The sequence below is a fragment of the Bradyrhizobium sp. genome, assembly GCF_019244115.1.
In the GTDB taxonomy this organism is placed as follows: Bacteria; Pseudomonadota; Alphaproteobacteria; order Rhizobiales; family Xanthobacteraceae; genus Bradyrhizobium.
The window spans coordinates 1-24,580 of sequence record NZ_JAFATE010000557.1 but is presented as its reverse complement, the minus strand read 5'-3'; the positions used below and the strand labels follow the sequence as shown (position 1 = coordinate 24,580).

Annotated in this window: 25 protein-coding genes and 1 pseudogene; 15 read left to right on the top strand and 11 right to left on the bottom strand. The window is 63.6% G+C overall.

What is annotated here, in order from left to right; genetic code table 11:
- Nucleotides 1–42 precede the first annotated feature (42 nt).
- Nucleotides 43–741, bottom strand: a complete 699-nt coding sequence (locus JOZ76_RS24800) for a pirin family protein (RefSeq protein WP_291703053.1) — start codon at nt 739–741, stop codon at nt 43–45.
- Nucleotides 742–861: 120 nt separating this feature from the next.
- Between JOZ76_RS24800 and JOZ76_RS24795 the strand changes: the two genes are divergently transcribed.
- From JOZ76_RS24795 to JOZ76_RS24785, 3 genes are all read left to right on the top strand, one after another.
- Nucleotides 862–1,770: a LysR family transcriptional regulator gene (locus JOZ76_RS24795; RefSeq protein ID WP_291703051.1), complete on the top strand. Its 909-nt coding sequence runs from the start codon at nt 862–864 to the stop codon at nt 1,768–1,770.
- A 946-nt stretch (nt 1,771–2,716) separates the two neighbouring features.
- On the top strand, nt 2,717–3,016 hold the full coding sequence (locus JOZ76_RS24790; RefSeq protein ID WP_291703048.1) for a hypothetical protein: 300 nt from the start codon (nt 2,717–2,719) through the stop codon (nt 3,014–3,016).
- Between the two features lie 290 nt (nt 3,017–3,306).
- A complete protein-coding gene (locus JOZ76_RS24785; RefSeq protein ID WP_291703046.1) occupies nt 3,307–4,572 on the top strand; it encodes a serine hydrolase domain-containing protein in 1,266 nt (421 codons plus the stop codon).
- A gap of 41 nt (nt 4,573–4,613) precedes the next feature.
- Here the strand turns inward: JOZ76_RS24785 and JOZ76_RS24780 are convergent.
- From JOZ76_RS24780 to JOZ76_RS24770, 3 genes and pseudogenes are all read right to left on the bottom strand, one after another.
- A pseudogene (locus tag JOZ76_RS24780) lies at nt 4,614–5,080 on the bottom strand (YbaK/EbsC family protein).
- Between the two features lie 10 nt (nt 5,081–5,090).
- Nucleotides 5,091–5,831 (bottom strand): haloacid dehalogenase type II, encoded by a 741-nt coding sequence (locus JOZ76_RS24775; protein WP_291703044.1) that lies wholly within the window; start codon nt 5,829–5,831, stop codon nt 5,091–5,093.
- Nucleotides 5,832–6,063: 232 nt separating this feature from the next.
- The gene (locus JOZ76_RS24770) at nt 6,064–6,948 is read right to left on the bottom strand and encodes an amidohydrolase family protein (RefSeq protein WP_291703037.1); all 885 of its coding nucleotides are present in this window, start codon (nt 6,946–6,948) and stop codon (nt 6,064–6,066) included.
- A 165-nt stretch (nt 6,949–7,113) separates the two neighbouring features.
- On the opposite strand from JOZ76_RS24770, the gene JOZ76_RS24765 reads away from it, so the two are divergent.
- The 4 genes from JOZ76_RS24765 to JOZ76_RS24750 all read left to right on the top strand — a co-directional run bounded on the left by JOZ76_RS24765 (nt 7,114) and on the right by JOZ76_RS24750 (nt 9,008).
- Nucleotides 7,114–7,446, top strand: a complete 333-nt coding sequence (locus tag JOZ76_RS24765; RefSeq protein ID WP_291703036.1) for a MaoC family dehydratase — start codon at nt 7,114–7,116, stop codon at nt 7,444–7,446.
- A gap of 310 nt (nt 7,447–7,756) precedes the next feature.
- The gene (ykgO, locus tag JOZ76_RS24760) at nt 7,757–7,882 is read left to right on the top strand and encodes a type B 50S ribosomal protein L36 (RefSeq protein WP_006611362.1); all 126 of its coding nucleotides are present in this window, start codon (nt 7,757–7,759) and stop codon (nt 7,880–7,882) included.
- 151 nt (nt 7,883–8,033) lie between these two features.
- On the top strand, nt 8,034–8,624 hold the full coding sequence (locus tag JOZ76_RS24755; protein ID WP_441300087.1) for a tetratricopeptide repeat protein: 591 nt from the start codon (nt 8,034–8,036) through the stop codon (nt 8,622–8,624).
- 135 nt (nt 8,625–8,759) lie between these two features.
- Nucleotides 8,760–9,008, top strand: coding sequence for a hypothetical protein (locus tag JOZ76_RS24750; protein ID WP_441300086.1), 249 nt, complete (start codon nt 8,760–8,762; stop codon nt 9,006–9,008).
- A gap of 96 nt (nt 9,009–9,104) precedes the next feature.
- Here JOZ76_RS24750 and JOZ76_RS24745 read toward each other — a convergent pair whose 3' ends face one another.
- Nucleotides 9,105–9,287 carry a hypothetical protein gene (locus JOZ76_RS24745; protein ID WP_291703112.1) on the bottom strand — a complete coding sequence of 61 codons (183 nt, stop codon included), beginning with the start codon at nt 9,285–9,287 and terminating at the stop codon, nt 9,105–9,107.
- 271 nt (nt 9,288–9,558) lie between these two features.
- Between JOZ76_RS24745 and JOZ76_RS24740 the strand changes: the two genes are divergently transcribed.
- Nucleotides 9,559–10,518, top strand: a complete 960-nt coding sequence (locus JOZ76_RS24740) for an alpha/beta fold hydrolase (protein WP_291703110.1) — start codon at nt 9,559–9,561, stop codon at nt 10,516–10,518.
- Nucleotides 10,519–10,766: 248 nt separating this feature from the next.
- Here the strand turns inward: JOZ76_RS24740 and cycA are convergent, their stop codons facing one another.
- Complete coding sequence (gene cycA / locus JOZ76_RS24735) at nt 10,767–11,177, bottom strand: cytochrome c-550 CycA (protein WP_291703033.1); 411 nt, start codon at nt 11,175–11,177, stop codon at nt 10,767–10,769.
- Nucleotides 11,178–11,379: 202 nt separating this feature from the next.
- On the opposite strand from cycA, the gene JOZ76_RS24730 reads away from it, so the two are divergent.
- Together JOZ76_RS24730 and JOZ76_RS24725 are read left to right on the top strand one after the other, a co-directional pair.
- Nucleotides 11,380–12,873, top strand: a complete 1,494-nt coding sequence (locus JOZ76_RS24730) for an FAD-linked oxidase C-terminal domain-containing protein (RefSeq protein WP_291703031.1) — start codon at nt 11,380–11,382, stop codon at nt 12,871–12,873.
- A 134-nt stretch (nt 12,874–13,007) separates the two neighbouring features.
- A complete protein-coding gene (locus JOZ76_RS24725; RefSeq protein WP_291703029.1) occupies nt 13,008–13,238 on the top strand; it encodes a hypothetical protein in 231 nt (76 codons plus the stop codon).
- Between the two features lie 100 nt (nt 13,239–13,338).
- Here JOZ76_RS24725 and JOZ76_RS24720 read toward each other — a convergent pair whose 3' ends face one another.
- The 3 genes from JOZ76_RS24720 to JOZ76_RS24710 all read right to left on the bottom strand — a co-directional run bounded on the left by JOZ76_RS24720 (nt 13,339) and on the right by JOZ76_RS24710 (nt 15,531).
- The gene (locus tag JOZ76_RS24720; protein WP_291703022.1) at nt 13,339–14,049 is read right to left on the bottom strand and encodes an antibiotic biosynthesis monooxygenase family protein; all 711 of its coding nucleotides are present in this window, start codon (nt 14,047–14,049) and stop codon (nt 13,339–13,341) included.
- A gap of 21 nt (nt 14,050–14,070) precedes the next feature.
- Nucleotides 14,071–15,060 carry an alpha/beta hydrolase gene (locus JOZ76_RS24715; RefSeq protein ID WP_291703020.1) on the bottom strand — a complete coding sequence of 330 codons (990 nt, stop codon included), beginning with the start codon at nt 15,058–15,060 and terminating at the stop codon, nt 14,071–14,073.
- A 132-nt stretch (nt 15,061–15,192) separates the two neighbouring features.
- Nucleotides 15,193–15,531 carry a putative quinol monooxygenase gene (locus JOZ76_RS24710; RefSeq protein ID WP_291703018.1) on the bottom strand — a complete coding sequence of 113 codons (339 nt, stop codon included), beginning with the start codon at nt 15,529–15,531 and terminating at the stop codon, nt 15,193–15,195.
- 318 nt (nt 15,532–15,849) lie between these two features.
- Here JOZ76_RS24710 and JOZ76_RS24705 point away from each other — a divergent pair, with 318 nt between their 5' ends.
- The 3 genes from JOZ76_RS24705 to JOZ76_RS24695 are packed head-to-tail and all read left to right on the top strand — an operon-like array spanning nt 15,850 to nt 19,021.
- Nucleotides 15,850–17,085: an FAD-binding protein gene (locus JOZ76_RS24705; RefSeq protein ID WP_291703016.1), complete on the top strand. Its 1,236-nt coding sequence runs from the start codon at nt 15,850–15,852 to the stop codon at nt 17,083–17,085.
- Between the two features lie 19 nt (nt 17,086–17,104).
- Complete coding sequence (gene glcF / locus JOZ76_RS24700; RefSeq protein ID WP_291703014.1) at nt 17,105–18,442, top strand: glycolate oxidase subunit GlcF; 1,338 nt, start codon at nt 17,105–17,107, stop codon at nt 18,440–18,442.
- A gap of 45 nt (nt 18,443–18,487) precedes the next feature.
- Nucleotides 18,488–19,021: a hypothetical protein gene (locus JOZ76_RS24695; RefSeq protein WP_291703008.1), complete on the top strand. Its 534-nt coding sequence runs from the start codon at nt 18,488–18,490 to the stop codon at nt 19,019–19,021.
- Nucleotides 19,022–19,284: 263 nt separating this feature from the next.
- On the opposite strand, the gene JOZ76_RS24690 is transcribed toward JOZ76_RS24695, so the two are convergent.
- Nucleotides 19,285–19,602, bottom strand: a complete 318-nt coding sequence (locus tag JOZ76_RS24690) for a hypothetical protein (protein ID WP_291703116.1) — start codon at nt 19,600–19,602, stop codon at nt 19,285–19,287.
- Here JOZ76_RS24690 and JOZ76_RS24685 point away from each other — a divergent pair.
- Entirely contained in the window at nt 19,496–20,506 is a 1,011-nt protein-coding gene (locus tag JOZ76_RS24685; protein ID WP_291703108.1) for a TorF family putative porin, read from the top strand. The two genes, JOZ76_RS24690 and JOZ76_RS24685, sit on opposite strands and share 107 nt — an antisense overlap.
- A gap of 390 nt (nt 20,507–20,896) precedes the next feature.
- Here JOZ76_RS24685 and JOZ76_RS24680 read toward each other — a convergent pair whose 3' ends face one another.
- The gene (locus JOZ76_RS24680; RefSeq protein WP_291703006.1) at nt 20,897–22,648 is read right to left on the bottom strand and encodes an ABC transporter ATP-binding protein/permease; all 1,752 of its coding nucleotides are present in this window, start codon (nt 22,646–22,648) and stop codon (nt 20,897–20,899) included.
- Nucleotides 22,649–22,966: 318 nt separating this feature from the next.
- On the opposite strand from JOZ76_RS24680, the gene JOZ76_RS24675 reads away from it, so the two are divergent.
- A partial coding sequence (locus tag JOZ76_RS24675) for an L-lactate permease (RefSeq protein ID WP_291702998.1) occupies nt 22,967–24,580 on the top strand: 1,614 nt, incomplete at its 3' end.

The window sequence follows — 24,580 nt, the reverse complement described above, 5'->3', positions numbered from 1 at the left end:
GACAAGCCCGGGCATGACGGTTGTGTGTGGCGATGACTGCATTCACGCCGCGTCGACCAGCACCAGTTCGGAATCCTCCAGTGCCGTGATCTTCAGCGCCTCCTCGTTGCGGATCGCAGCGCCGTCGCGGGCGTTGACGGCAACGCCGTTGACCTCGACGCGGCCGACCGCCGGCACCAGATAAAGATGCCGCGCCTTGTCCGCTGAATATTCCGCGGTCTCGCCGGCCTTCAGCGTGGTGCCGAGCACCCGTGCATCGGCGCGGATCGGCAGCGCGTCATTGTCGCCCTTGATGCCGCTCGCCAGCGTCACGAACTTGCCGTTGCGGCTGGCTTTCGGAAACGGCTTTGCCCCCCAGGTCGGCTGGCCGCCCTCCGTGGTCGGCTCGATCCAGATCTGGAAAATCCGTGTCGTGACCGGCTCGAGATTGTATTCGGAATGGCGGATGCCGCTGCCGGCGCTCATCACCTGCACGTCGCCGGCTTCAGTGCGGCCCTTGTTGCCGAGGCTATCCTGGTGCGTGATCGCGCCTTCGCGGACATAGGTGATGATTTCCATGTCGCGATGCGGATGCGCCGGAAAGCCGGTGTTCGGCGCGATCTCGTCGTCGTTCCACACCCGCAGGGCACCATGTCCCATGTTCTCAGGGTCATAGTAGCTCGCGAAGGAGAAGTGGTGCTTGGCCTTCAGCCAGCCGTGGTCGGCGCCGCCCAGTTTTGCATAAGGTTTCAGTTCGATCATGGGATTTTCCCTCAAACGATTGGATGTCGTTGGGCTCTGGATAAGCGTCGCCGCATGATGCATAAATAGAAACTATCGAAACTCATTGTTTCCAAAAGCGCTGCTGGCGATCCAAACAAAATGGCAAAACTCCCGGATTTCGAGGCGCTGGCGATCTTCGCCAAGGTGGTGGAATTGCGCTCCTTCGCGGCGGCCGCCGGCGAACTCGCGCTGTCGAAGGCGACCGTCTCGAAGGCGGTGAGCCGGCTCGAGGAGCGGCTCGGGGCCCGGCTGTTCAACCGCACCTCGCGCAGGTTGGCACTCACCGATGCCGGGCAGCGGCTGTCGGAGCGCGCCGCGCGCCTGCTCACCGATGGCGAAGCGGCCGAGAGCGAGGTGCTGGCGCAATCGGCGACCCCGCGCGGGCTGGTGCGGCTCGCGGTGCCGATGACTTTTGGCGTCAAGGTGGTGGCGCCGCTGCTGCCCGAGTTCCTGAAAGCCTACCCGGAAGTCGCGATCGACCTGCATCTGAGCGATGCGACCGTGGATCTGATCGGCGAAGGATTTGATGCCGGCCTGCGCATCGCGCGGCTGCCGGATTCCTCGCTGCTGGCGCGGCGGCTGTGCCCGATGCCGCGCTACACCGTGGCGGCGCCATCCTACCTGAGGCGCCACGGCCGACCGACCCATCCGATGCATCTCGCCGACCACAAATGTTTTGGCTACGCCTATCTGTCGAACCCGAATGTCTGGCACTACACCAACGCCGCGGGCGAGGAGGTCAGCGTGCGTCCTGCGGGACCGCTGCGCGTCAACAATGGCGAGGCGCTGCTGCCGGCCGTGGTCGCGGGGCTCGGCATCGCCGACCTGCCGGAGTTCATCGTCGGCGACGCCGTTGCCACCGGCAAGGTCGAGGTGATCCTGAAAGGCTGGAAGCAGGCGGAAGGCGCCGTTCATCTGCTGACCCCGCCCGGCGGGCCGCGGCCCGCGCGCGTCGAGGTGCTGGCGGCGTTTCTGGTGAAGCAGTTCGCAAGAGGGAAAAAGAAATGAGGTGTGTCCCGTCATGGCGAGCGAAGCGAAGCAATCCAGCGCCCTAACTGCGACTCTGGATTGCTTCGGCGCGTTGCGCCTCGCAATGACGATAGTTTGTAGGGTGGGCTAAGCGTAGCGTGCCCACCGTTCTCGCAACGCGGCCAGATGGTGGGCACGGCGCTCTCGCACCCTTTGCCCACCCTACGAAACTGACGTTGGCGTTCTGCAATAATGTCGGGGGTGAACATCAGTTTCTGATTCAAACATTCGAACAGCTTGAGAGCGCAACTACGCATTCTCGCGGCGCTGAACACCCGAGTTTTGCGTCAGTCGCGTCCCTCTGGAAACAGAGGGCGCAGGGAAGGCCGGGTGCAGGCCGCACCCATGGCCCGCCAGCAACAAAAAAAGCTGGCGGCAGTCACCACAGGTTTGGCCGAACAACCGGCCCTCCCTGCGCAGCGGCTTTACGGCTTATACGTGATCTCCCTGGGGACCGGGCTTTCTTGCCCCCATCGTCGCGCCGACGTCATCAGCGCAACTTATCGCCAGCGTCGGGGCGACAGGACCACACGATTTCACCGTCCGCGTCGGTATCGTTCGTCCGCGTACACAGGGCACGCGCGACACCATCGCAGCCATCGCATCCCGCGCTCAACGTCCGTGACGATCGCGAAGCGCCCCTCCGTAGCGAGTGCGGGACGACGCGGATGATGCTTCTGATTTACGCAAAAGTCAAGCCCGATTGCAAAAATCAGAAATCAACCAACTGCGGCGGATTGGCACGACGGGCAATCGGCGCATCCGATGCAGGCAGGATCTCGTGCAAATTCGAGCGCCGGCCCGGAGGACACATGAACGGCAACTTCACGTTTTCTTGTGGAACGCGAACCATTCCGCGCCGCATTCATTGGCGAGTGTTGGAGCCCGCGTGGAACGGCCGCGCACGGCATAGAAGGAACCGGACATGCTGACGCAGCGGATGATCCTTGCCCTTGCACTGTCGGTCGTCAGCCTCGTCGGCGCAGGCGCGGCGGTCGCGCAGGACAATCGCGGCACCCCTGAACAGCAGATGGCCTGCACGCCGGACGTGTTCCGGCTCTGCGGCGCGCAGATTCCCGACCCCGACCGCATCATTGCCTGTCTCCGCTATAACACGCCGCTGCTTTCCGAGCCGTGCCGCGCGGTGTTCATGTCCAGCGACAATGCGCAGCAGCCCGCGCAGCCAGTCCGTCGCAGCGACCGGGCCGCTCGGATCAATCGCTGAAAAATCCTCTGATCGGACGCGTGCCGAAGACGCGCTAGTCCAGCCGCTTCGGTCGTCCCGCGATCGCGGGTCTTGCGCCCCGTCGAGCCGGCAGCTCGTCGTTCGTTCGGTTGCGCTCCGCATTGCCTTGAACAAGCTATGACGTTTTCGCCCGTGCAGGACGTCTTGCCGTGCAAGCGCCGGGGGCCGCTTTTACTTGTCGCTGCTGCGGACGTGATCTAATCATACCGTCGGCGGATACCGCGATCGCACCAATGAGCGACATCGATCCGTCCTCGAGGGAGGAGAGCATGAAGACGCGCATCGTGACCGCAGCAGCGGCCGTCGGGCTTGTACTGAACGTGGCGTACGGCGCTCCCTTGCCGGAGGCAAAGCCCGATGACGTCGGGTTTTCCGAGCAGGGTCTGTCGCGGCTCGACGATTTCTTCGCGCGCGAGACCGGCGCGAAGCGTGTGCCAGGCGCGGTCGTCGCAATCGCGCGCGACGGCAAGCTCGTGCACTACAAGGCTTATGGGGCGCTCGATCCGATCAGGGGCACGCCGATGCCGCTCGATGCGGTGTTCGCGCTGGCTTCCATGACCAAGCCGATGGCGGCGGTCGCCGCGCTGACGCTGATGGAGCAGGGCCGTCTGCCGCTTCAGGCGAAGCTTTCGGACTATTATCCGGGATTCGCCGACATGAAGGTGGGCGTGCCGCAGCCTGACGGTTCATTGAAACTCGAAGCGCAGAGTTCGCCGATCACCATCCACGACCTCTATCGTCATACGTCCGGCCTGATCTATGGCGGACGGCCGGACTCGTCGAGCGAGGTCGCGCGTCTCTATCCGGAGGGGACGGCCCCGGCGATCGAGGGCGACACACAGGCCTTCATCGATCGCATCACGAAACTGCCGCTGGCGCACCAGCCGAGTACGGAATTCGAGTACGGCTTCTCGATCGACGTGCTCGGCGCTGTCGTCGAGAAGGTGAGTGGGCAGCGCCTCGGCCAATACCTGGCTCGCAATGTCTGGCAGCCGCTCGGCATGAAGGATGCCACCTTCGCTCCGTCCGAGCCGCAGCGGGATCGTCTTGCCCGTCCGTTTGCCGATGATCCGCTGACGGGCAAGCCACAGGCGATCAAGCTGCTCGACACGCCGGCAAAATTCGACTGCGGCGGGGCCTGCGCGTTTGCCACGGTCGGCGATTATTTGCGCTTCGCGCAGATGCTGCTCAACGGCGGAGAGCTCGACGGCCAGCGCATTCTCGGTCCCCGGACGGTGCACCACATGATCTCCAACCACCTCGGTCCGGAGATCAAGAACAAGGTCGCGAATGTCGAGCCGCATCGCGGCGGGTTTTCGTTCGGCCTCGGCGTGGCTGTGCGCACCAGCGAAGGGCTCTCGTCGGTCCCAGGCAATCCCGGGGAGTTCACCTGGAACGGCGCCTACGGCACGCAGTTCTTCTGCGACCCGAAGGAGCGTCTCGTCGTCGTGGTGGGGACGGCGGCGCCCGGCGAGATCAGGAAATATTACCGCGAGCAGGTCCAGGACATCGTCTACGGCGCCATCGTGAGGTGAGCTGCAACAGAAGCGGGCGACGCGGAACGCCACGATCGCGATCACGCTCCGTTCTGGCAGACGTCGATCCATTCGGCTGACGTGAGCTCGGCCAGCCGTGACGGCGTGATTTTCAGCGCGCTATGGGTCGAGCCGGCCGCCGGCACGACGACGTCGAAGGCCCGCAGCGAGATGTCGCAATAGACCGGCAGCGGCGCCTTCAGCCCGAACGGGCAGACGCCGCCGACCTCGTGGCCGGTAATCTCGGCGACCTCCTCGAGCCCGAGCATTTTTGGCTTGCCGCCGAACTTGGCCTTCACCTTCCTGTTGTCCATGCGCGCGGTGCCGCTCGCCACGATCAAAATCACGCGCTCGCCGACGCGCAGCGAGAGCGTCTTGGCGATCCGCGCCGGCTCGACGCCGAATGCCGCGGCGGCCAGCGCGACGTGGCGGAACTGGTTGCGGATTCCATCACAGCGATGTCAGGGGCCTTCTCGGCGAAGAAGGCACGGACGGATTCGAGACTCATGCTGATCCATTCAATGTTGGGAGAGAAGCCCCGGCAGTTCGGAGAGCGAGCGGATGCGGTGATCGGGCGCAAAGCCCAGCTCGTCCATCTGGGTGCGAATCGCCTTGAACAGGGTGAGCGGCGGCAGCACCGTGCTTTCGACGCAGGCGAGCGCCATCGCTTCGCCTGTCACCCGCTCGATCCAGGCGACGTTCAGGCCGAACGCTTTTGCGCCGCAGGCGTCCCAGGGGTTTGACGAGACGAACAGCACGTCGGCCGGCGATACGTGCAGTGTGGATTCGATCAGCGCGTAGGCTGCTGGAGCAGGCTTGAACACCTTGCTGGCGTCGACGCTGATCGTGGCCTGAAGCAGGCGATCGAGGCCGCTGTTTTTCACCAGCGCGTTCAGCATCTCGGGACTGCCGTTGGACAGGATGGCAAGCCGCCTGTCCTGCATCGCTGACAGCGTGGCCAGCGCATCGCCATAGAGATCGAGATGCAGATATTTTTGGATGATGCCGTCGAAGGCGGCAGGCTCATCGCTCAGGCCAAGTATGCGCAGCGTGTAGGCGAGAGAATCGCGCGTGACGGCGGCAAAATCTGCGTAGTGGCCCATCAGCGAACGCAGCCAGGTGTATTCGAGCTGCTTGATGCGCCAGACCTGGGTGATGATCTCGCCGTATCCGGGAAAGGCCTCCTCGGTGACATCGGCCACCGACTGGATGTCATAGAGTGTCCCGTAGGCGTCGAAGACAACGGCTTTGATGCTCACGGCACACCTTTTCTTGTTAGGCCCTTCTTGCGTCGGGCCACCTGTGCTGTTCACCTCTTCCCGCTTGCGGGGAGAGGTCGCATCGCATCGAAGATGCGATGTGGGTGAGGGGGACTCTCCAAGCACCGCGCCGGTGGAGACTCCCCCTCACCCCAACCCTCTCCCCGCAAGCGGGGAGAGGGGGCCGACCGCCAATGCGGCAACACTTCCAATTCAATTCGTCACGCTTCAGCTAGATCCCGAGCAGCCGGCGCGCGTTGGCTTTTAGCACTTTTGGCCTGATGTCGTCGCGGATGTCGAGCTTTGCAAAATCCGACAGCCAGCGGTCCGGCGTGATCACCGGCCAGTCCGAGCCGAACAGCATCTTGTCCTGCAGGATCGAGTTGATGTAGCGCACCAGGATCGGCGGAAAGTACTTTGGCGACCAGCCGGAGAGGTCGATATAGACGTTCGGCTTGTGAGTCGCGACCGACAGCGCCTCCTCCTGCCAGGGGAAGGAGGGATGCGCGAGGATGATTTTCAGGTCCGGGAAATCCGCCGCGACGTCATCCATGTACATCGGATTGGAATACTTCAAGCGCATGCCCATGCCGCCGGGCATGCCGGAGCCGACCCCGGTCTGTCCGGTGTGAAACAGCGCGATCGCCCCGCCGTCATTGATCGCCTCGTAAAGCGGATAGGCCATGCGGTCGTTGGCATAAAAGCCCTGCATGGTCGGATGGAACTTGAAGCCGCGCACGCCATACTCCTCGATCAGTTTCTTCGCCTCGCGGACCCCGAGCTTGCCCTTGTGCGGATCGATCGAGACGAACGGGATCAGCACGTCGAGATTTTCCGAGGCGACCTCCAGCATCTCGTAATTGCTGTAGCGGCGGAAACCGGTCTCGCGCTCGGCATCGACCGGAAAGATCACGGCGGCGATGTTTTTCGCCCGATAATAGGCCGCGGTCTCCATGACCGTCGGCGGATGCTTGTTCGGCGACTTGAAATACTCCGCCATCTGCGCCTGAAAATCATCATAGCCGTCGTCGGCATGCAGGCCGCAAGGCTCCTCGGCATGGGTATGGATGTCGATGGCGACGACGTCGTCGATGTTGGGCAGCTTCAGCTTGGGCATGGTCGTTCTCCCGGCATGTCTGAGTTTGCTCAATTGATTATACTATATAACCAATTTCGCAAAGCGGCGGCATAAAAGGCGGGGACAAACCTGCCATGCCGGCATCAGCGTCACTGTCCGCTCGGCACCACGTGCGATAGTCAGGGCACGACGGGAGCAGGGGGCATGACGACCAGCTTCGATAGCCTGCGGATCGGCGACGGGATCGACGGGCCGAGTTTTGGCGCAACGCGGCATGACGACGACGCGCCGATCACGCGCATGATCGCCAGTTGGGCTGGTCCGCTCGGCGCCGTCCACCGCCGGCTGGAAACCAGGTGGGTCAGGCCGGTCCGGCCCGGGGATACCGTCCACCCAACGGGTCTGATCAAGGCCAAGCGGGCGAGCAAGAAGTCCCGCTATGTCCTGATCGACGTCGTGGTCCGCAACCGCTCGGGCAAGACGGTCGCCACCGGCGAGGCCATCGTGGAGTTCCCGCGGGACCTGATCTGCCCTTAGCGCCGCATCGGAGGTGCGCCCCCTTCCCTTTTGCGAGGGAGGGTTGGGGAGGGGTGTCGCACGCACAGCAGCGTCCGGGGACCCCCACCCCCAACCCCTCCCCGCAAGGGGGAGGGGAGACGAGCCCCGCAAATGTTGAGAGCGCGATGTGGCAGAGCGCCCGGGAAGGGGCGGTTTCGATTGACATCTGGCGGTGGCTTCGCCTAGAAACCGCCGTCCCGGGCGGCAAGGCCGCCGGCGGGGATGATCCCGTTTTGCGATGTCCGGCCTGTCGAACACGGCCTTTCCAGAAGCATCAGGATTTTTGAAGATGAAGGTCCGTAACTCGCTGAAATCGCTGCGCGGCCGGCACCGCGCCAACCGCCTGGTCCGCCGCAAGGGTCGGGTCTATGTCATCAACAAGGTGCAGCGCCGTTTCAAGGCGCGGCAGGGCTGACGCGCGCTCGACGGCGATCAATCACACCATCACAGGTCTTTGACACCGTTGCTGCATTGCAAGGGCGGCCGGCTGCGTTTAGACTCACGCAATGACGCTTCGATTTTCGGCCTGCAACCTCGGTTCGGCGGTCCTCGTCGCCGCCATGCTCATGATCGTGCCTGCCGCGTCAGCGCAGCAGGACGACCTGCCCGATCCGCTGCAAAAGCAGAAGAAGCTTCCGGAGGCGCCGAGCAAGCTGCCAAAGGTGCCGGCGGACCGCTCCCGTGGCCTGGACTTCCTGTTCGGCGCGCTGAAGGCCGCGCCCGATGATGCCAGCGCCCGGGCCGTGGAAGCGCGCATCTGGGCGCTTTGGCTGCAGACCCCGAGCGACACGGCCGCGTTGCTCATGACGCGCGCGAAAGCGGCGATGGACACGCGCCAGATGGACGTCGCGATCAAGCTGCTCGATGCCACGATCAAGCTGCGCCCCGACTATGTCGAAGCCTGGAACCGGCGCGCCACGGTGTTTTATCTGAAAAACGACTATGGGCGGTCGCTCTCCGACATCCAGCAGGTGCTTGCCCGCGAACCTCGTCATTTCGGCGCGCTCGCAGGCCTTGGCATGATCATGCAGGAACTCGGCGACGACAAGCACGCACTGGAAGCGTTCCGCAAGGCGCTCGCGGTCAATCCGCACCTGGAAAAGGTGCCCGACCTGGTCAAGACCTTGACCGAAAAGGTCGAGGGCCGCGACATCTAACGAGCAGCAAGCCATTAACCACGGCCGCGGTCGTTCGACCGTGTCATGATGATTGTCGCGCCAGTTGCCGCGGGAATGCCTAAAATGCCGCGATCCGTTGCAAGGAGGTGTGCCAAGAGGCACCCGACCATGATCATGGCTGCCGCATCCACGCTCGTAGCCGCGCTGCTTATCGCGTGCGCTGCCTGTTCGACTGCGCTGGCTGATGAACTCTATTGGGTGGTCGGCAATCGCGCGAGCGCGAAATGCGAGATCGTCACCAGCAATCCGGTCATCATTGGCGACATCTGGTTCGCGGACGGTCCGTACAAGTCGCGCGCCGATGCGAAGCTGGCTCGCTCGACCATCGGCGCGTGTCCAAAGCCGGAGTCCGACGAGGACTGACGGTCGCGTTGGGCGAGCATGATGCGGAAAACTGTCCCGGGCTTTCCGCAGCCGTCATGCTCGAACAGCGGAGGCAGCGCTTCAAGCTGCCTCCGTTCAGTGCAGCACGCTGTTGCGGCGCTCGGCGAGGCCGTTATGCGCGGCCGCGGCGTAGAGCTGTGCCAGTTCCGCTTCGAGATGCTCATTGACGAGCAGCAAGGCCTTCAGCGCACCGCGCAGATCGCCGCCACAATTGGCCACGATCTCGTCGATGGCTGCGTCATTGGTTCTGAAACTCATTCGAAACCCCCTCCCACTCATTTTACCCTGCGAGACAAACGTGGCGCCCGATCGATCGTTGCTGTGGATGATGTGGACAGATCGAGAGATGATTGCCCCATCAGCAATCATCCGGCGTTCAGAGAACGTGTCGACCATGGTTATAAAAAGGCCGACGACGTACGTGTGACACACGCCGAAATACTACGGAACAACCTCCGCGCTAAGCCATGAAACTGTGTAGGGGCTCGCCCGTAGCTGGATCGTGCCAGGAATCGTCCGGAAAATGTCAGTGATTTCAATCGCTCTGGTGGCGATAGCAGCACTTCTCGCGCTCGCCACGCAGGCCGCGGTTGCGATTGTTGAGCGCGCATATCCCGCAAAGGGAAAGACCATCCATGTCACAGGCGCAACGCTGAATGTTGTGGATATCGGTCCTCGCGATTCAGTGAAGCCTCCGATCGTGATGATCCACGGTGCGAGCTGCAATCTCGAAGTGATGCGACAGCCGCTCGGCAATTTGCTCGCAAGCACGCATCGCGTGATCCTGATCGATCGGCCGGGTCATGGCTGGAGCGTGCGCGACAGGGAAGCGGATTCCACGCCGGCGCTGCAGGCAGGCATGATCGCCGAGGCGCTGAAAGAGCTCGGCATTGGTCCGGCCATCCTCGTCGTGCACTCATGGAGCGGTGCGCTGGGAACGCGCATGGCACTCGATTACCCCGAGCGTGTCGCGGGCCTGGTGATGCTGGCGCCGGTCGCTTATCCCTGGCGCGGCGGGGTGGGATGGTACAATGCGGCGGTCACAACGCCGTTGGTCGGATCGCTGCTCGCCTACACGATCACGCTGCCGCTCGGACTGATGCTCGCGGAATCCGGTGCGCGCGGCGTGTTCCTGCCGCAGATCTTACCGCAGGACTTTGTCGCCAGCACCGCGACACCGTTGTTGCTACGTCCGCGCGAATTTTTGGCCAATGCGCGCGACCTCATCACGCTGAAGCAGGCGGTGGTCGAGCAGGCGCCGCACTATGGCGACATCAAGGTGCCGGTGACGATCATTTCCGGCGATGCCGACAAGACAGTGTCGACGAGGATCCATTCCCAGCCGTTTGCCGCCGCCGTGCCGCAGACCAAGCTCATCGTGCTGCCTGGCGTCGGGCACATGGTCGCACAGGCCGCGCCTGATCTCGTCGCGCGCGAAATCGATGCGATGATCGCAGAGCTTAATTCCGCCGAGGCCGCGGCGAATTGAGGCTGCCTCTCCCCGCTTGCGGGGAGAGGTCGCCGCGCCAAGAGCGATGCCTCTGGCATCGCTAAGTGCGCGGCGGGTGAGGGGCCTCTCCGCCTGCTGCGCTCTTGAAAAAGGCCCCTCACCCCAACCCTCTCCCCGTAAGAACGGGGAGAGGGAGCACCAAGAATGAAAAAACCCCGACGGGGGAGCCGGGGTTTTCGGTTCGAAGGCGCACGCATTCGATGCAAACGCGGTCGCGTCAGATCGGCTCAGTTCGCCTTGACCTTGCCGTCCGCATCGTATTGCGAGATGTAGGCCCAGAGATCGTTGATCTCCTTTTCGTTCTTGATGCCGGGGAAGATCATCTTGGTGCCGGGCACCTTGGCCTTCGGGTCCTTGATGTATTCCTTGAACTGCGCCTCGTTCCAGGTGATGCCGGAGTTCTTGTTGGCATCGGAATAGGAATAGTCCGGCGCGGTGCCCGACTTGCGCCCGTCGAGCCCGTTGAGTTCGGGGCCGACTTTGTTCTTGGCGCCTTCGCCGATCGAGTGGCAGGCGAGACACTTGTTGAAAGAGGTCTTGCCCGCGGCGGGATCGCCCTTGGCGGCATCCTGCGCCAGCGCGCCCGAGGTTGCCGATGTGGCAATGATGACAAGTGCGGTCAAAGTCAGTTTGTGCATGGGACAGTCTCGTGCTGTGGTGGATTTGCCGGGCGAAATGTCGCTGTGGTTCTGGCACGCGAGCTTTCTGTGCACAAGCCGCCTTACGGAGCAGGTGCCACGAGCATCGCAACCGCACCTTGCGGCTTTCGAAACCGGTGTCGATATGATTGATTTGGCAGGCTAAATTTGACCGACCCGGCGCCTTGAGGGAGACGCGATGATGGCGATGACCATGCCTGAACCCGATCAGGCCGTGCTTTCGCGGCGTGCTGTTATCGTCGAGGCGCTGCGGGCGATCGTGCCCGGCGAGGGCGTGATCGATAGCGCGGCTGAAATGCTCCCTTATGAGTCCGACGGGCTGATGGCCTATCGCCAGCCCCCGATGGTCGTGGTGCTGCCGGAATCGACCGAACAGGTCTCGAAGATTTTGCGGTACTGCTCGGCCGAGGGCATCAAGGTGGTGCCGCGCGGCTCGGGCACCTCGCTGTCCGGCGGCGCGCTGCCGCTCGCCGACGGCGTGCTGCTAGGTCTCGGCAAGTTCAAGCGCATCCGCGAGATCGATTTCGACAACCGCGCCGTCGTCACCGAACCCGGCGTCACCAATCTCGCCATCAGCCAGGCGGTGGCGCATGAAGGCTTCTATTATGCGCCGGATCCCTCCTCGCAGATCGCCTGCTCGATCGGCGGCAATGTTGCGGAAAATTCCGGCGGCGTGCATTGCCTGAAATACGGCATGACCACCAACAACGTGCTCGGCTGCGAGATCGTGCTGATGAACGGCGAGATTTTAAGGATCGGCGGCAAGGCGGCCGAAAGCGCCGGCTACGATTTGATGGGCCTGATCACCGGATCGGAGGGGCTGCTCGGTGTCGTCACGGAAATCACCGTGCGCATCCTGAAAAAACCGGAGACGGCGCGCGCGCTGATGGTCGGATTTGCCGAGGTCGAGTCGGCGGGCGAATGCGTGGCGCGGATCATCGGCGCCGGCATCATTCCCGGCGGCATGGAGATGATGGACAAGCCCGCGATCCATGCGGCTGAAGCGTTCGTGCACGCCGGCTATCCGCTCGACGTCGAGGCGCTGCTGATCATCGAGCTCGACGGTCCTGCGGTCGAGGTCGACGAACTGATCGCGCGGGTGGAGGCGATCGCACTCGGTTGCGGCTCGACCTCGTGCCGGATCTCGACCTCGGAGGCCGAGCGCAATTTGTTCTGGGCCGGCCGCAAGGCGGCCTTTCCGGCCGTGGGGCGGATCTCGCCGGACTATCTCTGCATGGACGGCACCATCCCGCGCGGCAAACTGCCGGAGGCGCTGGCCCGCATCCGCGCGCTGTCGGAAAAATACCATCTGCGCTGCGCCAACGTGTTTCATGCCGGTGACGGCAATCTGCATCCGCTCATCCTCTACGATGCCAACCAGCCCGGCGAGATGGACCGCGCCGAGGCGTTCGGCGCCGACATCTTGCGCGCTTGCGTCGAGCTCGGCGGCGTTTTGACCGGCGAGCACGGCGTCGGCATCGAGAAGCGCGACCTGATGGGCGAGATGTTTACCGAGGTCGACCTGAACCAGCAGCAGCGGGTGAAATGCGCCTTCGACGCGCAAGGCCTGCTCAATCCCGGAAAGGTGTTTCCGACCCTGCACCGCTGCGCCGAGCTCGGACGCATGCATGTCCATGCCGGCAAGCTGGCGTTCCCGGACCTTCCGCGGTTCTAGCTGAGGAGGATGCGCCTGCTCAGTGTGACGATGCTCACAGCGTCGGCCGTGTGAGAACTGGATAAGGGAGCTGCGAAGGTGTCCAACCAGAGGAGTTCCCAATGTCAAGACCAGCCATCCGGGCGTCGATTGCATTGCTGCTCATCGGCTTCGTCGCCGGCACGAGCAGCGTCGCCAGAGCGTGGCCGCGCGGTGGGGAAACCAACCCCGGATTTTCCAGCGCCACCGGCTCACGGCTTTCCCGGCAAGCTCCAGTTTCATTCGCCAGGAAGAAACGTGATCCGCAAATCGAGTGCTACGCCGACTGCATTTTCGGCGGCATGACGAACGGCTTCTGCGTGAAATCGTGCGGCAGAATCTTCTAGTCCAAGAGCGCGATGGCCTGAGGTCGAATCACCATCGCGCCCACTTCGTTGGTTTGAACACGGTCTCGCCGGAAGGCCGCTTCGCGCTTTGCGCCAGCTGTTATTTCAGCGCCTCCGCCTGGCGGGCATGCAGCGTCTCGCGGCCCTTGACGTCTGCATAGAATTGCGGCGCCTCGCGGCGGTCGAACCGGCCGTAGTCGCGGATGACGCGGACGGCGCGATGCCGCAGTTTTTCGATGCCGTCGATCTTGCTCGGCATCCAGCGGCCGGCGAGCTCGACATCCGTCCAGCCGACCAGCAGCGCCATCTTGCCGGGATTGTAGATGCTGGCCCACACGTCGTGGCCGGCGATCGCGCTGTTCGTCAGGTCGAGGCCGAGATGCGATGGCAACAGGTCGGCCTGGCTGGCGAAGGCTGCTCCCTTGCGCGGGGTGATCTCGGTCAAGGTGACGACCTTGGCCTTGCCGATCTCGGTCTGGTCGAAGCGCAGCGGCTTGATCGGAGCGCTTGACGGCGGATCGGTGTCGGCGGTGACGTCGCCGACGCGCAAATGATAGTCGGCAAAGATCTCGAACCGGCCCTTTTCCTGCACGAGGTGATGCTCGCCCTCGGTGCGCCAGCGCACCACGGATTTTTCGTCCCGCCAGGTCGAGTGTGACAGCACCCAGCCAGGGCGCAACTGGCTCTCGAAGCGCTCGTTGTCGACAAAACCCTCGATCGATTCCAGGATCGGCTTCAGATGCTTGGCGAGGTCGAGATAGGCGTCCTTCTTTCCCTCATTGGGAAGCACTTCGAAGATCACGGAAAACATCGGCTTCTCCTTCCGCTGGTTTCATGTGGGCACCGCCGCGACATCGTCGCCGCCGAGGAAGGCGATGCTCTCCCGCCATAAGGCCTTCCGCATCGCCTCCAGGTGCATCAGATGCGTGCCGCGGCCGATCTTGATGTCGCGCTTGACCGGCGCCTGCGCGAGCGCGTCGAACAGCCAGCGCGCATCGTCATCCCTGATCAGCCCGTCCCACTCGCCCCTGATGATCGCAACCGGCGAGCGGATGTTTGAGGGATCGTAGGCGAGCTGGCCATGCCAGGCCTTGATGATCTCCGAAAACGGACCGAGCGGCGTCTTGACGCCGGCGGGATCGCGCGAGCGGCTGTCCGGATCGGTGTCGAGATAGCGGGCGCTCCAGTCCTCGAAATGAAATCGCGACAGCACCGGCGCCTCGTGCGCGGGCACGTCCTCGATGAAGCGCGTCCACTGGTCCTCCGAGGTGACGATGCGCCAGGCGGGCAACGCCGGAGGCGTTTCGTAACGCCGCGGATCTCGACGTGCGATCGGAGCAAACAGCACCATGCGATCGACCAGGCGGGGATGGCGCGCGGCCACCAGCCCCGCGGGCATCGCGCCCCAGGAATGCGAGATCAACGACAGTTGATCGAGAGCCTGATGCCCGAGAATGAAGCGGACGGCGGCCTCGAGCTGCCGTGACGCATCATCGGCCGTACAGAGCGGGGGATGGTCGGCGGGGTTGTCGTCCATCTCGGGATAGCGGTCGGAATGGCCAAAACCGTAGAAGTCGAGTCCCCAGACATCGAAGCCGGCCTCGTTCAGCGCGTCGCGCCATGACGTGCCGTCGAACCGGTGCGCGATCGAAAGGGCTGACGGAAATGTCGCGCCGTGTACATAGAGCACCGCGCGGCGAGGCCGAAAGGTCGTGTTCGCCGCGGGCAAAAAGCGCAGGAACAGCGACATTCCTTCGCGCGGCCCGGGAATCCTGAAATGCTCTTCGCGGGGGTCGAGCTTGGGGCAGAGCGAAACATCCATGCTGTGAACTCCCAATATTGACGGAGGACCATCGGGGCGGTCACAAATGTCAGGCGTCAACCGCGCCCGATGCGCTCCGTTCCCGAAATCACTTCGACCGTGGTCGAAGTGATTTCGTTGGTTCCATCGTCCTCAGAGCAGCGTGTATTGCGTGCGCTCGCGCCTTTCGAGCAGCGGTAGCGCTTGGCCCGCGATGTAGGTGGCAAAATGCGCGCTGTCCTGATGCGCCTTGAAGGCGGCCTCATCGCGGAACAGTTCGTAAAACAAGAATTGCGCCGGGTTGTCCCGGGCGCGGCTGATCAGGAACAGCGCGGCACCCGGCTCGCGCTGTGCTTCGGGCAGGAAGCGCCCGAGAATCTCCGCAACCTTGTCGGCCTGTCCCTCCTTGGCTTCCCATTGTGCGACCACCAGCAGACCGCCGCCCCGGACGGCCTCGCTCACGGTTGTCTGGTCGATTGCATATTGCGCCATCGTCGTCACTCCCATTTGCTGTGACATTCAGCGGCCGGCGGTCGCAATGATACTTGGACGATACTTGCCGGCCGACATCAACAATTCGACAATAGACGAATTGTTCTCGTCGATAATTCGATAACGATCGAATAGTTGGATGCGCGGCGGCGTCACAGGTGCGGGATGGTTCACCGCGCGGCGCGGCGACCGTCCGCTTGCGTCATTTGTTGCCCTTGTGTCCGGCCTCCATGTCTTTAGAACGGGTAATGCGAGGCGGATTGATCGCCGCAGGACGGCGGCGCTCCATCTGAAAGGATCGAGGCGAAGGCGACCAGTGTGGATGTCCTGAAAGTACGAGACGCCGGTGACGTCGAGACGGCCGTGCGGGCGGCAATCGCGGCCGAGCAGCCGCTGGAGATCGTCGGGCATGGCTCCAAGCGCCGGATCGGCCGGATCATGGCCACCAATGCCGTGCTCGATCTCTCCGCCCTGAACGCGGTCAAGTCCTACGAACCGAACGAGCTGATCGTGACGGTTGAGGCCGGGGCGCCGCTCGCCGACGTGATGTCGCTGATCGATTCCAAGAACCAGCAGTTCGCCTTCGAGCCGGTCAATACAGCGCCGCTGCTCGGCACGCCTCAACTCGGCACCATCGGCGGCATGATCGCTTCCAGCCTGGCCGGGCCGCGCCGCGTCAAGGCCGGTGGCGTGCGCGACCATTTGCTCGGCGCCCATGCGGTGTCCGGCTTCGGCGAGAGTTTCAAGACCGGCGGCAAGGTGGTGAAGAACGTCACCGGCTATGATCTCTGCAAGCTGCTGGCCGGCTCCTGGGGCACGCTGGCGGTCATGACCGAGGTGACGCTCAAAGTGCTGCCGCGCCCCGAGGCCGAGCGCACCCTGGTGCTGCGCGGCCTCGATGACATCGCCGCCAACCGTGTCATGACGCAGGCCCTGGGCTCGCCTTTCGACGTGACCGGAGCCGCCCATGTGCCGGTCTCCGCGCTCGGCGCGGAGGTCGGCGGGCTCGATCGCTTTGGTTCGCCGCGCGAGGCGGTCACGCTGCTGCGGCTCGAGGGCATTTTGGCCTCCGCCGTTCACCGCGCCAGGGCGCTGGCGGCCGAGCTCGCCCCGTCCGGCCGCGCTGATATCGTCGAGGACGCCGACTCGGCCGCGGCCTGGACTGCTCTGCGCGACGTGCTGCCGTTCGCCGCATCGGGGCCGCTCGGGGCCTGGCCGGTGTGGCGGATCGTGGGCCCGCCGGCTTCCGGCGGTGCCCTGGGCCGGCAGCTCGCGCGCGAGACCGGTGGCGAGGTAATCTACGACTGGGGCGGCGGGCTGATCTGGGCGGCGCTGCCGCCGAAAGCGGATGCGCTCGCCACGGTGGTGCGCCAGCGCACCGCGGCGGCCGGCGGCCACGCCACGCTCGTTCGCGCATCCGATGCGGTGCGGCGCGAGGTCGACGTGTTCCCGGCCCAGGCGGGCGGCGTCGCCGCGCTCAGTGAGCGGCTTCGCGCGAGCTTCGATCCAAAGAACATCCTCAATCGCGGCCGGATGACACGCCCAGCAACATGACAACCGGGACATCAGCGGCATGAAGACCGAATTCAGCCTGGCGCAGCTCGCCGATCCCGACATCGCGGAAGCCGACAAGATCCTGCGCGCCTGCGTACACTGCGGCTTCTGCACCGCGACCTGCCCGACCTATGTGCTGCTGGGCGACGAGCTCGATAGCCCGCGCGGCCGGATCTACCTGATCAAGGAGATGCTGGAGAAGGACCAGGCCCCTACGGCGCAGGTGGTCAAGCATATCGATCGCTGCCTGTCGTGCCTGGCCTGCATGACAACCTGTCCCTCCGGCGTGCACTACATGCATCTCGTCGATCAGGCCCGTGTCCGGATCGAGAAGGGATTTGCGCGACCGTTTGCCGATCGTCTGTTGCGCGCCGTGCTGGCCCGGATCCTGCCGGAACCGGCGCTGTTTCGTTTAGCCATGTCGCTGGCGCGGCTCGGCCGGCCGCTGGCGCGCTTGCTGCCTGATCGCGCCGGCGTCAACTCGTCTCTGCTGCGGCGCACCAAAGCGATGCTGTCGCTGGCGCCCCCGGCGCTGCCGCCGCGTGGGCCGGCGCCCGGCAGCGTCTTCGCAGCGAAGGGCGAGCGGCGCGGACGCGTCGCCTTGCTGCAGGGCTGCGCCCAGCAGGTCCTGGCACCGCGAATCAACCAGGCCGCCATCAACGTGCTGACCCGGCACGGCATCGAGGTCGTCCTCGTCAAGGACGAGCAATGTTGCGGCGCGCTGACTCACCATCTCGGGCGCGACGACGATGCGCTGACGAGGGCGCGCGCCAACATCACGGCGTGGCTCGATGAAGCCGAACGTGGCGGCCTCGATGCCATCGTCGTGACGGCCTCGGGCTGTGGAACCGTGATCAAGGACTACGGCCATATGCTGCGCGAAGACCGCGATTTCGCAGGCCCCGCGGCACTGGTTTCGGCACTGACCAAGGACATTACTGAATATCTCGACGGCATCGAATTACGCTGCTCAGAGCCCGAGGAGACGAGCAGGCAAGCGAACAAGCGCGATGTCGTCATCGCCTATCACGCGGCCTGTTCGCTGCAGCATGGACAGAAAATCACAGGCATTCCGAAAGATTTGCTTTCCAAGAACGGATTCGTAGTGAAAGATGTGCCTGAGAGTCATTTGTGTTGCGGTTCGGCAGGGACGTACAACATCCTCCAGCCTGACATTGCAGAGCGATTGCGCGATCGAAAGATCGCCAACATCGCAAGCGTCAAGCCGGACATGATCGCCGCTGGCAATATTGGATGCATGGTTCAGATTGCCGGCGGCACGTCAGTGCCTGTGGTGCACACGATTGAGCTTCTCGATTGGGCGACCGGCGGTCCTCGGCCAGGATCGAATGATTGATGACCCCGCCCATCATGCGGGACGTACTCAAGCGCCCGATGGACATTGATCGGCGGCAATAGGAGGATCAAAAATGGCGAAAGCGAAAAAGAAGAAAAGCAAGAAAGACGACAGCAAAGAGCTTCTGATGGCGAAGAAGAGCGCGAAGAAGACTTCGAAGAAGAAGGCCGCCAAGAAGTCTGCGAAGAAGGCCCCGAAGAAAGCGGCCAAGAAGGCGGCAAAGGCCAAGAAGGGCGCGAAGACGGCGAAGAAATCGGCCGCCAAGGCGGCGGCGCCGAAAAAGGCTGCCAAGAAGCGCGCGGCGAAGAAGCCTGCACCGATGCCCGAGCCGGCTCCGGCGCAAGAGGAATCGAGCTGGGAGGCCTCTTCGCCCTCGCATTCCGAATCTTCATGGGCAGGCCCCTCGTCAGGCGAAGAGCACCACAACTGAGGCTGAAGCTAAAGCGCGATGGCCTCACGCCTTGCTGGGTCACAAGCGGCGAGGGTCCGGTGACGAAGTTGGGTTCAGGTCAGCCGCCATCGCGCCTTGGTTTATCGTATGAGGCGACGTATTTCGGGCTGGGCAACGGCTTGGCCTAGGGAAGGACGAGCCTCGCGTTTGCGGAGGCTGAGGCGAACGAGGAGCTTAAGGGAGCAGCAAGTCGGCAAAAGGCCGCGGCAGGGTTTGCCGCGGCCTTTTTCGTTCGATCATCCTGCAATCGATTGTCGGGCGACCGTGCACAAGTGATTCGTCGGCCAGGTTCGCGGCACGCGTTGCAGGGGCCCGCGTGTCCCAAACGCATCAGGAGAGGATTTGGGCACCCTGGAATTGTTGTCCAAATGCAACACGTTCCGACAACATTTCACGAAAAGGCCCAAACGCCCAAAAAGTCGGCAGATGTTTGTTTTTTTTGCTTCACGGTCTTGGGGAGGCGTTCCAGATTGCGGCGGGTTTGCAAAGATTTGGTCGCAGTCGGTTGTCGTTTGCCGCGGGGGCGGCGGAAATCGAACTGGGTTTGGAAAGTGATGGGGAACCAGATGAAGAAGATCGCTTTGTTAGCAACGGCGCTAGCAATGGTATCGGGATCGGCTCTGGCCGCGGACATGGCCGTGAAGGCCGTCAAGGCGCCGCCGCCCGCCCCATTTGAGCCCTGGGATATCGCGTTCGGCGGCGCGATCATGAGCGATTACATCTTCCGCGGCGTGACCCAGTCCAACCACAAGCCGTCCGTCGCCGCCTATTTCGAGCCGCGCTACAACGTCAACAAGGATGTCCAGCTCTACGTCGGCACCTCGGCGGAAAGCATCTCCTTCCCGAACCGAGCCGCGGCTGAGGTGGACATCTACGGCGGTATCCGCCCGACCTTCGGCATCTTCGCCTTCGACTTCGGCGTGTGGGGCTATCTCTATCCAGGCGGCCAGTGCTTCGGTGCACAGGGTACGGTGCCTGCACCGACGAACAATTGCGCCTCTTTCGGCCAGGGCATCGATTTCGGGGTGCCCGGGATTGGCGGATTGCCGATCAATGGCAACTTCGCCAAGCGGAATGCGAGCTTTTATGAGGGCTACGCCAAGCTCAACATCAACATCAACGACCAGTGGACGGTCGGCTTCAACGAGTTCTATTCGCCGAATTTCCTGAACCTTGGCGCCTGGGGCAATTACTCGTCGATCACGGCCAAGTGGACTGCACCGAGCACAATCTTCGGCAGCAGCGGCGTCGGCATGTATATCTCCGGCGAGTTCGGTCGGCAGTGGCTCGGCACCTCCGACGCGTTCTACGGCACGACGGTCGCGACCGCCTTCGGTGGTCCGTTCCCGAACGGCATTCCGGAGCCGAGCTACAACACCTGGAACGTCGGCGTCGGCTTCACCTACAAGGTGTTCACGCTGGACCTGCGTTATTCGGACACCAACCTGTCGAAGGCAAGCTGCAATGCCTTCACCAGCGACTACAGCACCACGTCCTTCAGTCCGTCCAACATCACGGCGATTAACCCGGGTGGCTTCGGCTCCAACTGGTGCGGCGCGGCAGGTGTCGCCAAGCTGTCGGCTGACCTGACGGCAATCACCAATCTGAAGTGAGCTTTCTGCTTAGGGGATTGTGGGCACGGGCGGCAGAGCGATCTGCCGCCCTTTTGCGTCTCCGGTCATTTGCCGGCGTAATCACGTGCGGTCGCACCGCGGATCGCATCGAAAGACGCGATGCGGGTGAGGGACGCGCGGCGTGCCGAGATATCAGCAGACCAGCGCTTGATGAGATGAGGTTCGATCGGAACCGTGCGGTAGGTGCGCTCCCTCTCCCCGCTTGCCGGGAGAGGGTTGGGGTGAGGGGAGTCTCCAAGTCCGCGCTCGTGGCGAGTCCCCCTCACCCGCATCGCTAAAGCGATGCAACCTCTCCCCGTAAGCGCGGAGCAAGCGCGGAGAGGTGAACCGTTTGCGCGCAGAGACGGTTCAACCCAACTTCATTGCGCTTCAGGACGCCGCGGCGTTCTCGGTCGTCCGGAGCCGCAGCGCAAAATGGTCGCCCTCGGGCGCCAGCGCGACGTTGCGCTGGTGGAAGGCCTGTAGCGTCGAGCGGTGGCCGATCGAGATAATCGTGGTGTCCGGCAGGCTCTCGGCAAGCAGGCGGTAGAGCCGCGCTTCTGCCGGCTCGTCGAGCGAGGCGGTGGCCTCGTCCAGAAACAGATATTGCGGCGCGTGCAGCAGGGCACGCGCAATTGCCAGGCGTTGCTGTTCGCCGAGCGACAAGAACTGGTTCCAGTGCGCCTCCTCCTCGAGTTGCGGCTCGAGCCGGCCAAGGCCGACCGCGCTCAGGATCCCGCGGACCTTGTCCGCGGCGAATGACTCTTCCGGTCCCGGATAGGTGATCGCCGCGCGCAGCGTGCCGACCGGGAAATAGGGCCGCTGCGGCAGCATCATCAGCGTCGCATCGGCCGGAACGGCGATCGAGCCGCGGCCGAACGGCCAGATGCCGGCGATGGCACGGAACAGCGTCGACTTGCCAGCGCCGGAGGGGCCGGTCACGAGGGTATGCGCATCGCTCTTGAAGGAAAATGCCTCCGCCGTAACAAGCGGCGTGCCGTTCGGCAGGCTGACGAGCAGCTGCGCAAGATCGATTCCATCGCGCTTGTTCGAGCTGGCGACATCGATTGCGCGCGCCTCGCCCGCCAGGGCCTCGGCGCGCGCGATCGACGTCTCGAAACCGTCGAGACGTGCCACGACGGCGCGCCACTCAGCCAGAGTGCGGTAGGCCGAAACGAAAAACGACAGCGAGGTCTGTACGCTGCCGAACGCCTCGGCGGTCTGCATCATACCGCCGAGCGGGACCGCCTTGGCGAAATAGGCCGGCGCGATCAGGATATGGGGAACGATCACCGCGGCCTGGTCATAGCTCCCGGTAAAGAACACCAGCCGCTTGGTGCGGCTCATGATGGCGTACCAATTGGCGATGACGGCGCCGTAGCGCGCCGAGAGCCGCTCGTGTTCCGCCGGCTCGCCGCGCAGCAGCGCGATCTGCTCGCCGTTCTCCCGGACCCGCACCAGGTTGAAGCGGAAATCGGCTTCGCGGCGCTCTCTCTGGAAATTGAGGTCGACCAGCGGGGCGCCGATCCACTGCGTCAGCGCCGTTCCGATCACGGCGTAGATCAGCGCGCCCCAGACCAGATAGCCGGGGATCGAGACCTCGCTGCCGAACAAATGCAGCGGCGCGGCTTCGGACAGGCCCCAGAGGATGACGACAAAGGACGCCAGCGTCACCACCGCACCGATCAGGCCGACGCCGATGCCCAGCGTCTGCTCGATGAAGCTCTTGACGTCCTCGGCGATGCGCTGGTCCGGGTTGTCGACGGCATCCCGCCTCAGCTGCATGCGATAGTGGTTGGCGCCGTCGAGCCAGCGGCCGAGATAGTGGTTGGTCATCCAGCGGCGCCAGCGGATCTGCAGCCACTGGTTGAGATAGAGCCCGTAGACGCTCAAGACCACGCCGACGCCGGCGAGCGCGCAAAAGATCAGGAGTTCTCTGACAAAGGCGTCCCAGTCGTATTGCTGAAGCGCGTTGTAGAAGCGGTTGCGCCAGGCATTGACCATGACGTCGATCGCCACCTGCGCGAGCTGGATCGCGATCACAGCGGCGAGCAGGCCGAGGCCTGCCCATCTATCCTCCGAGCGGAAATAGCGGATGGCGATCCGCCATACGATGGCGAGCGTCGAGCGGATGTTGTTCACAGATTCTGGTCTCCTGGAGAACGGTCTAAGCACTTGAACGGTTACACAAAACCGAGTTGCTTAGACTAAAGTCGTAAGGGGCGGTGTTCGGGTCCGCTTGTCCGGGCCTTCACCTAGACCCTAGCATGGGGCCAACGGCGAGGGGTGGGGGCGCCTTCCATATTCGCGAGGTTTTGAGCGACGTTTGGCGAACATTGCCAAATTGTTAGGCTCACCCCCGCACACACGGCAAGGGCACCTCTGCATTCGCGCCTGGCATGCCTGATTCCAACACGTCGGGAATCCGGCACACACAATGGCGTGGTGAGGAAACCCAACATGTGGAATCAAGTCTATAACCCGCTCGGCAATGCGGCGCTCTCGACCGTCGCCGCGGCCATTCCCGTCGTGACGCTTCTGGTGCTGATCGCGAGCGGGAAAGTGAAGGCGCACATCGCGGCGATCATCGCCGTGATCGTGACCAACCTGATCGCAATCTTCATCTTCACCATGCCCGCGGGCATGTCGATCCGCGCCTCCCTGCTCGGGATCGTCTCGGGCTTCTTCCCGATCGGCTGGATCGTTCTCAACGTCATCTTCCTGTACCAGATCACGGTAACGACCGGACGTTTCGAACTCTTGAAGCGCGCGGTCGGCGGCGTCACCGAAGACCGCCGCCTGCAGCTTTTGCTGGTGGCGTTTTCGTTCGGTGCCTTCTTCGAGGGCGCATCCGGGTTCGGCACGCCGGTTGCCATCACCGGCTCGATCCTGATCGGGCTCGGCTTCTCGCCGCTCGCCGCCTCCGGCCTGTCGCTGATCGCCAACACCGCGCCGGTCGCCTATGGCGCGCTCGGCACGCCGATCCAGGGCCTCGCCTCGGTGACCGGCCTCGATCCCTACATTCTCGGCGCCATGGTCGGACGGCAGCTACCGGTGTTCTCGCTGATCGTGCCGTTCTGGGTGGTGTGGGCGTTTGCCGGCTGGAAGGGCATGAAGGATATCTGGCCCGCCATTCTCGTCACCGGCGTGTCGTTCGCGATCCCGCAATTCGTGATATCGAACTACATCAATCCGTGGATCGTCGACATCGGCGCCTCGCTGATCTCGATGGGCTGCCTGATCCTGTTTTTGCGGGTGTGGCAGCCGCGGCAGCTCTGGCTGTCGCCGGCCCTGCGCGGCAATGACGAGTCGGCGGCGACCATGGCTGCGGCCCAGCCTCTCGACAAAACGCCGCTCAGCCAGGCGCAACTCTGGGGCGCGCTGCTGCCCTGGATCATCGTCTGCATCGTGATGCTGATCTGGGGCAACGGTGCGTTCAAGACCTGGGCGAACTCGATCTTCACCTGGAATTATCCGGTGCCCGACCTGCACCAGATGATCAACAAGGTGCCGCCGGTGGTGTCGCAGCCCACCAAGGAAGGCGCGGTGTTCGCCTTCACCTATCTGTCCTTCACCGGCACCGGCATGCTGATCGCGGCGATCATCTCCGGCTTCCTGATGGGACTGTCGCCGGCCAAGCTCATCTCCGAGTACGGCCGCACGCTAAGAATCTGCGCGATCTCGCTGATCACGATCTCGGCGATGCTGGCGATCGGGACGTTGACGCGGCTCGGCGGCATCGATGCCACGCTCGGCCTCGCCTTCGCCGCGACCGGTGTGCTCTATCCCTTCTTCGGCACGCTGCTCGGCTGGCTCGGCGTGGCGCTGACCGGATCGGACACTGCCTCGAACATCCTGTTCGGCAACCTGCAGAAGATCACCTCCGAACAGCTCGGCCTGTCATCGGTGCTGATGGCCGCCGCCAACTCTTCCGGCGGCGTGATGGGCAAGATGATCGACGCGCAGTCGATCGTCGTCGCATCGACCGCGACCGAATGGTTCGGGCATGAGGGCACCATCCTGCGCTTCGTGTTCAAACATTCGATCATTCTGGCGTGCCTGGTCGGCATCCTC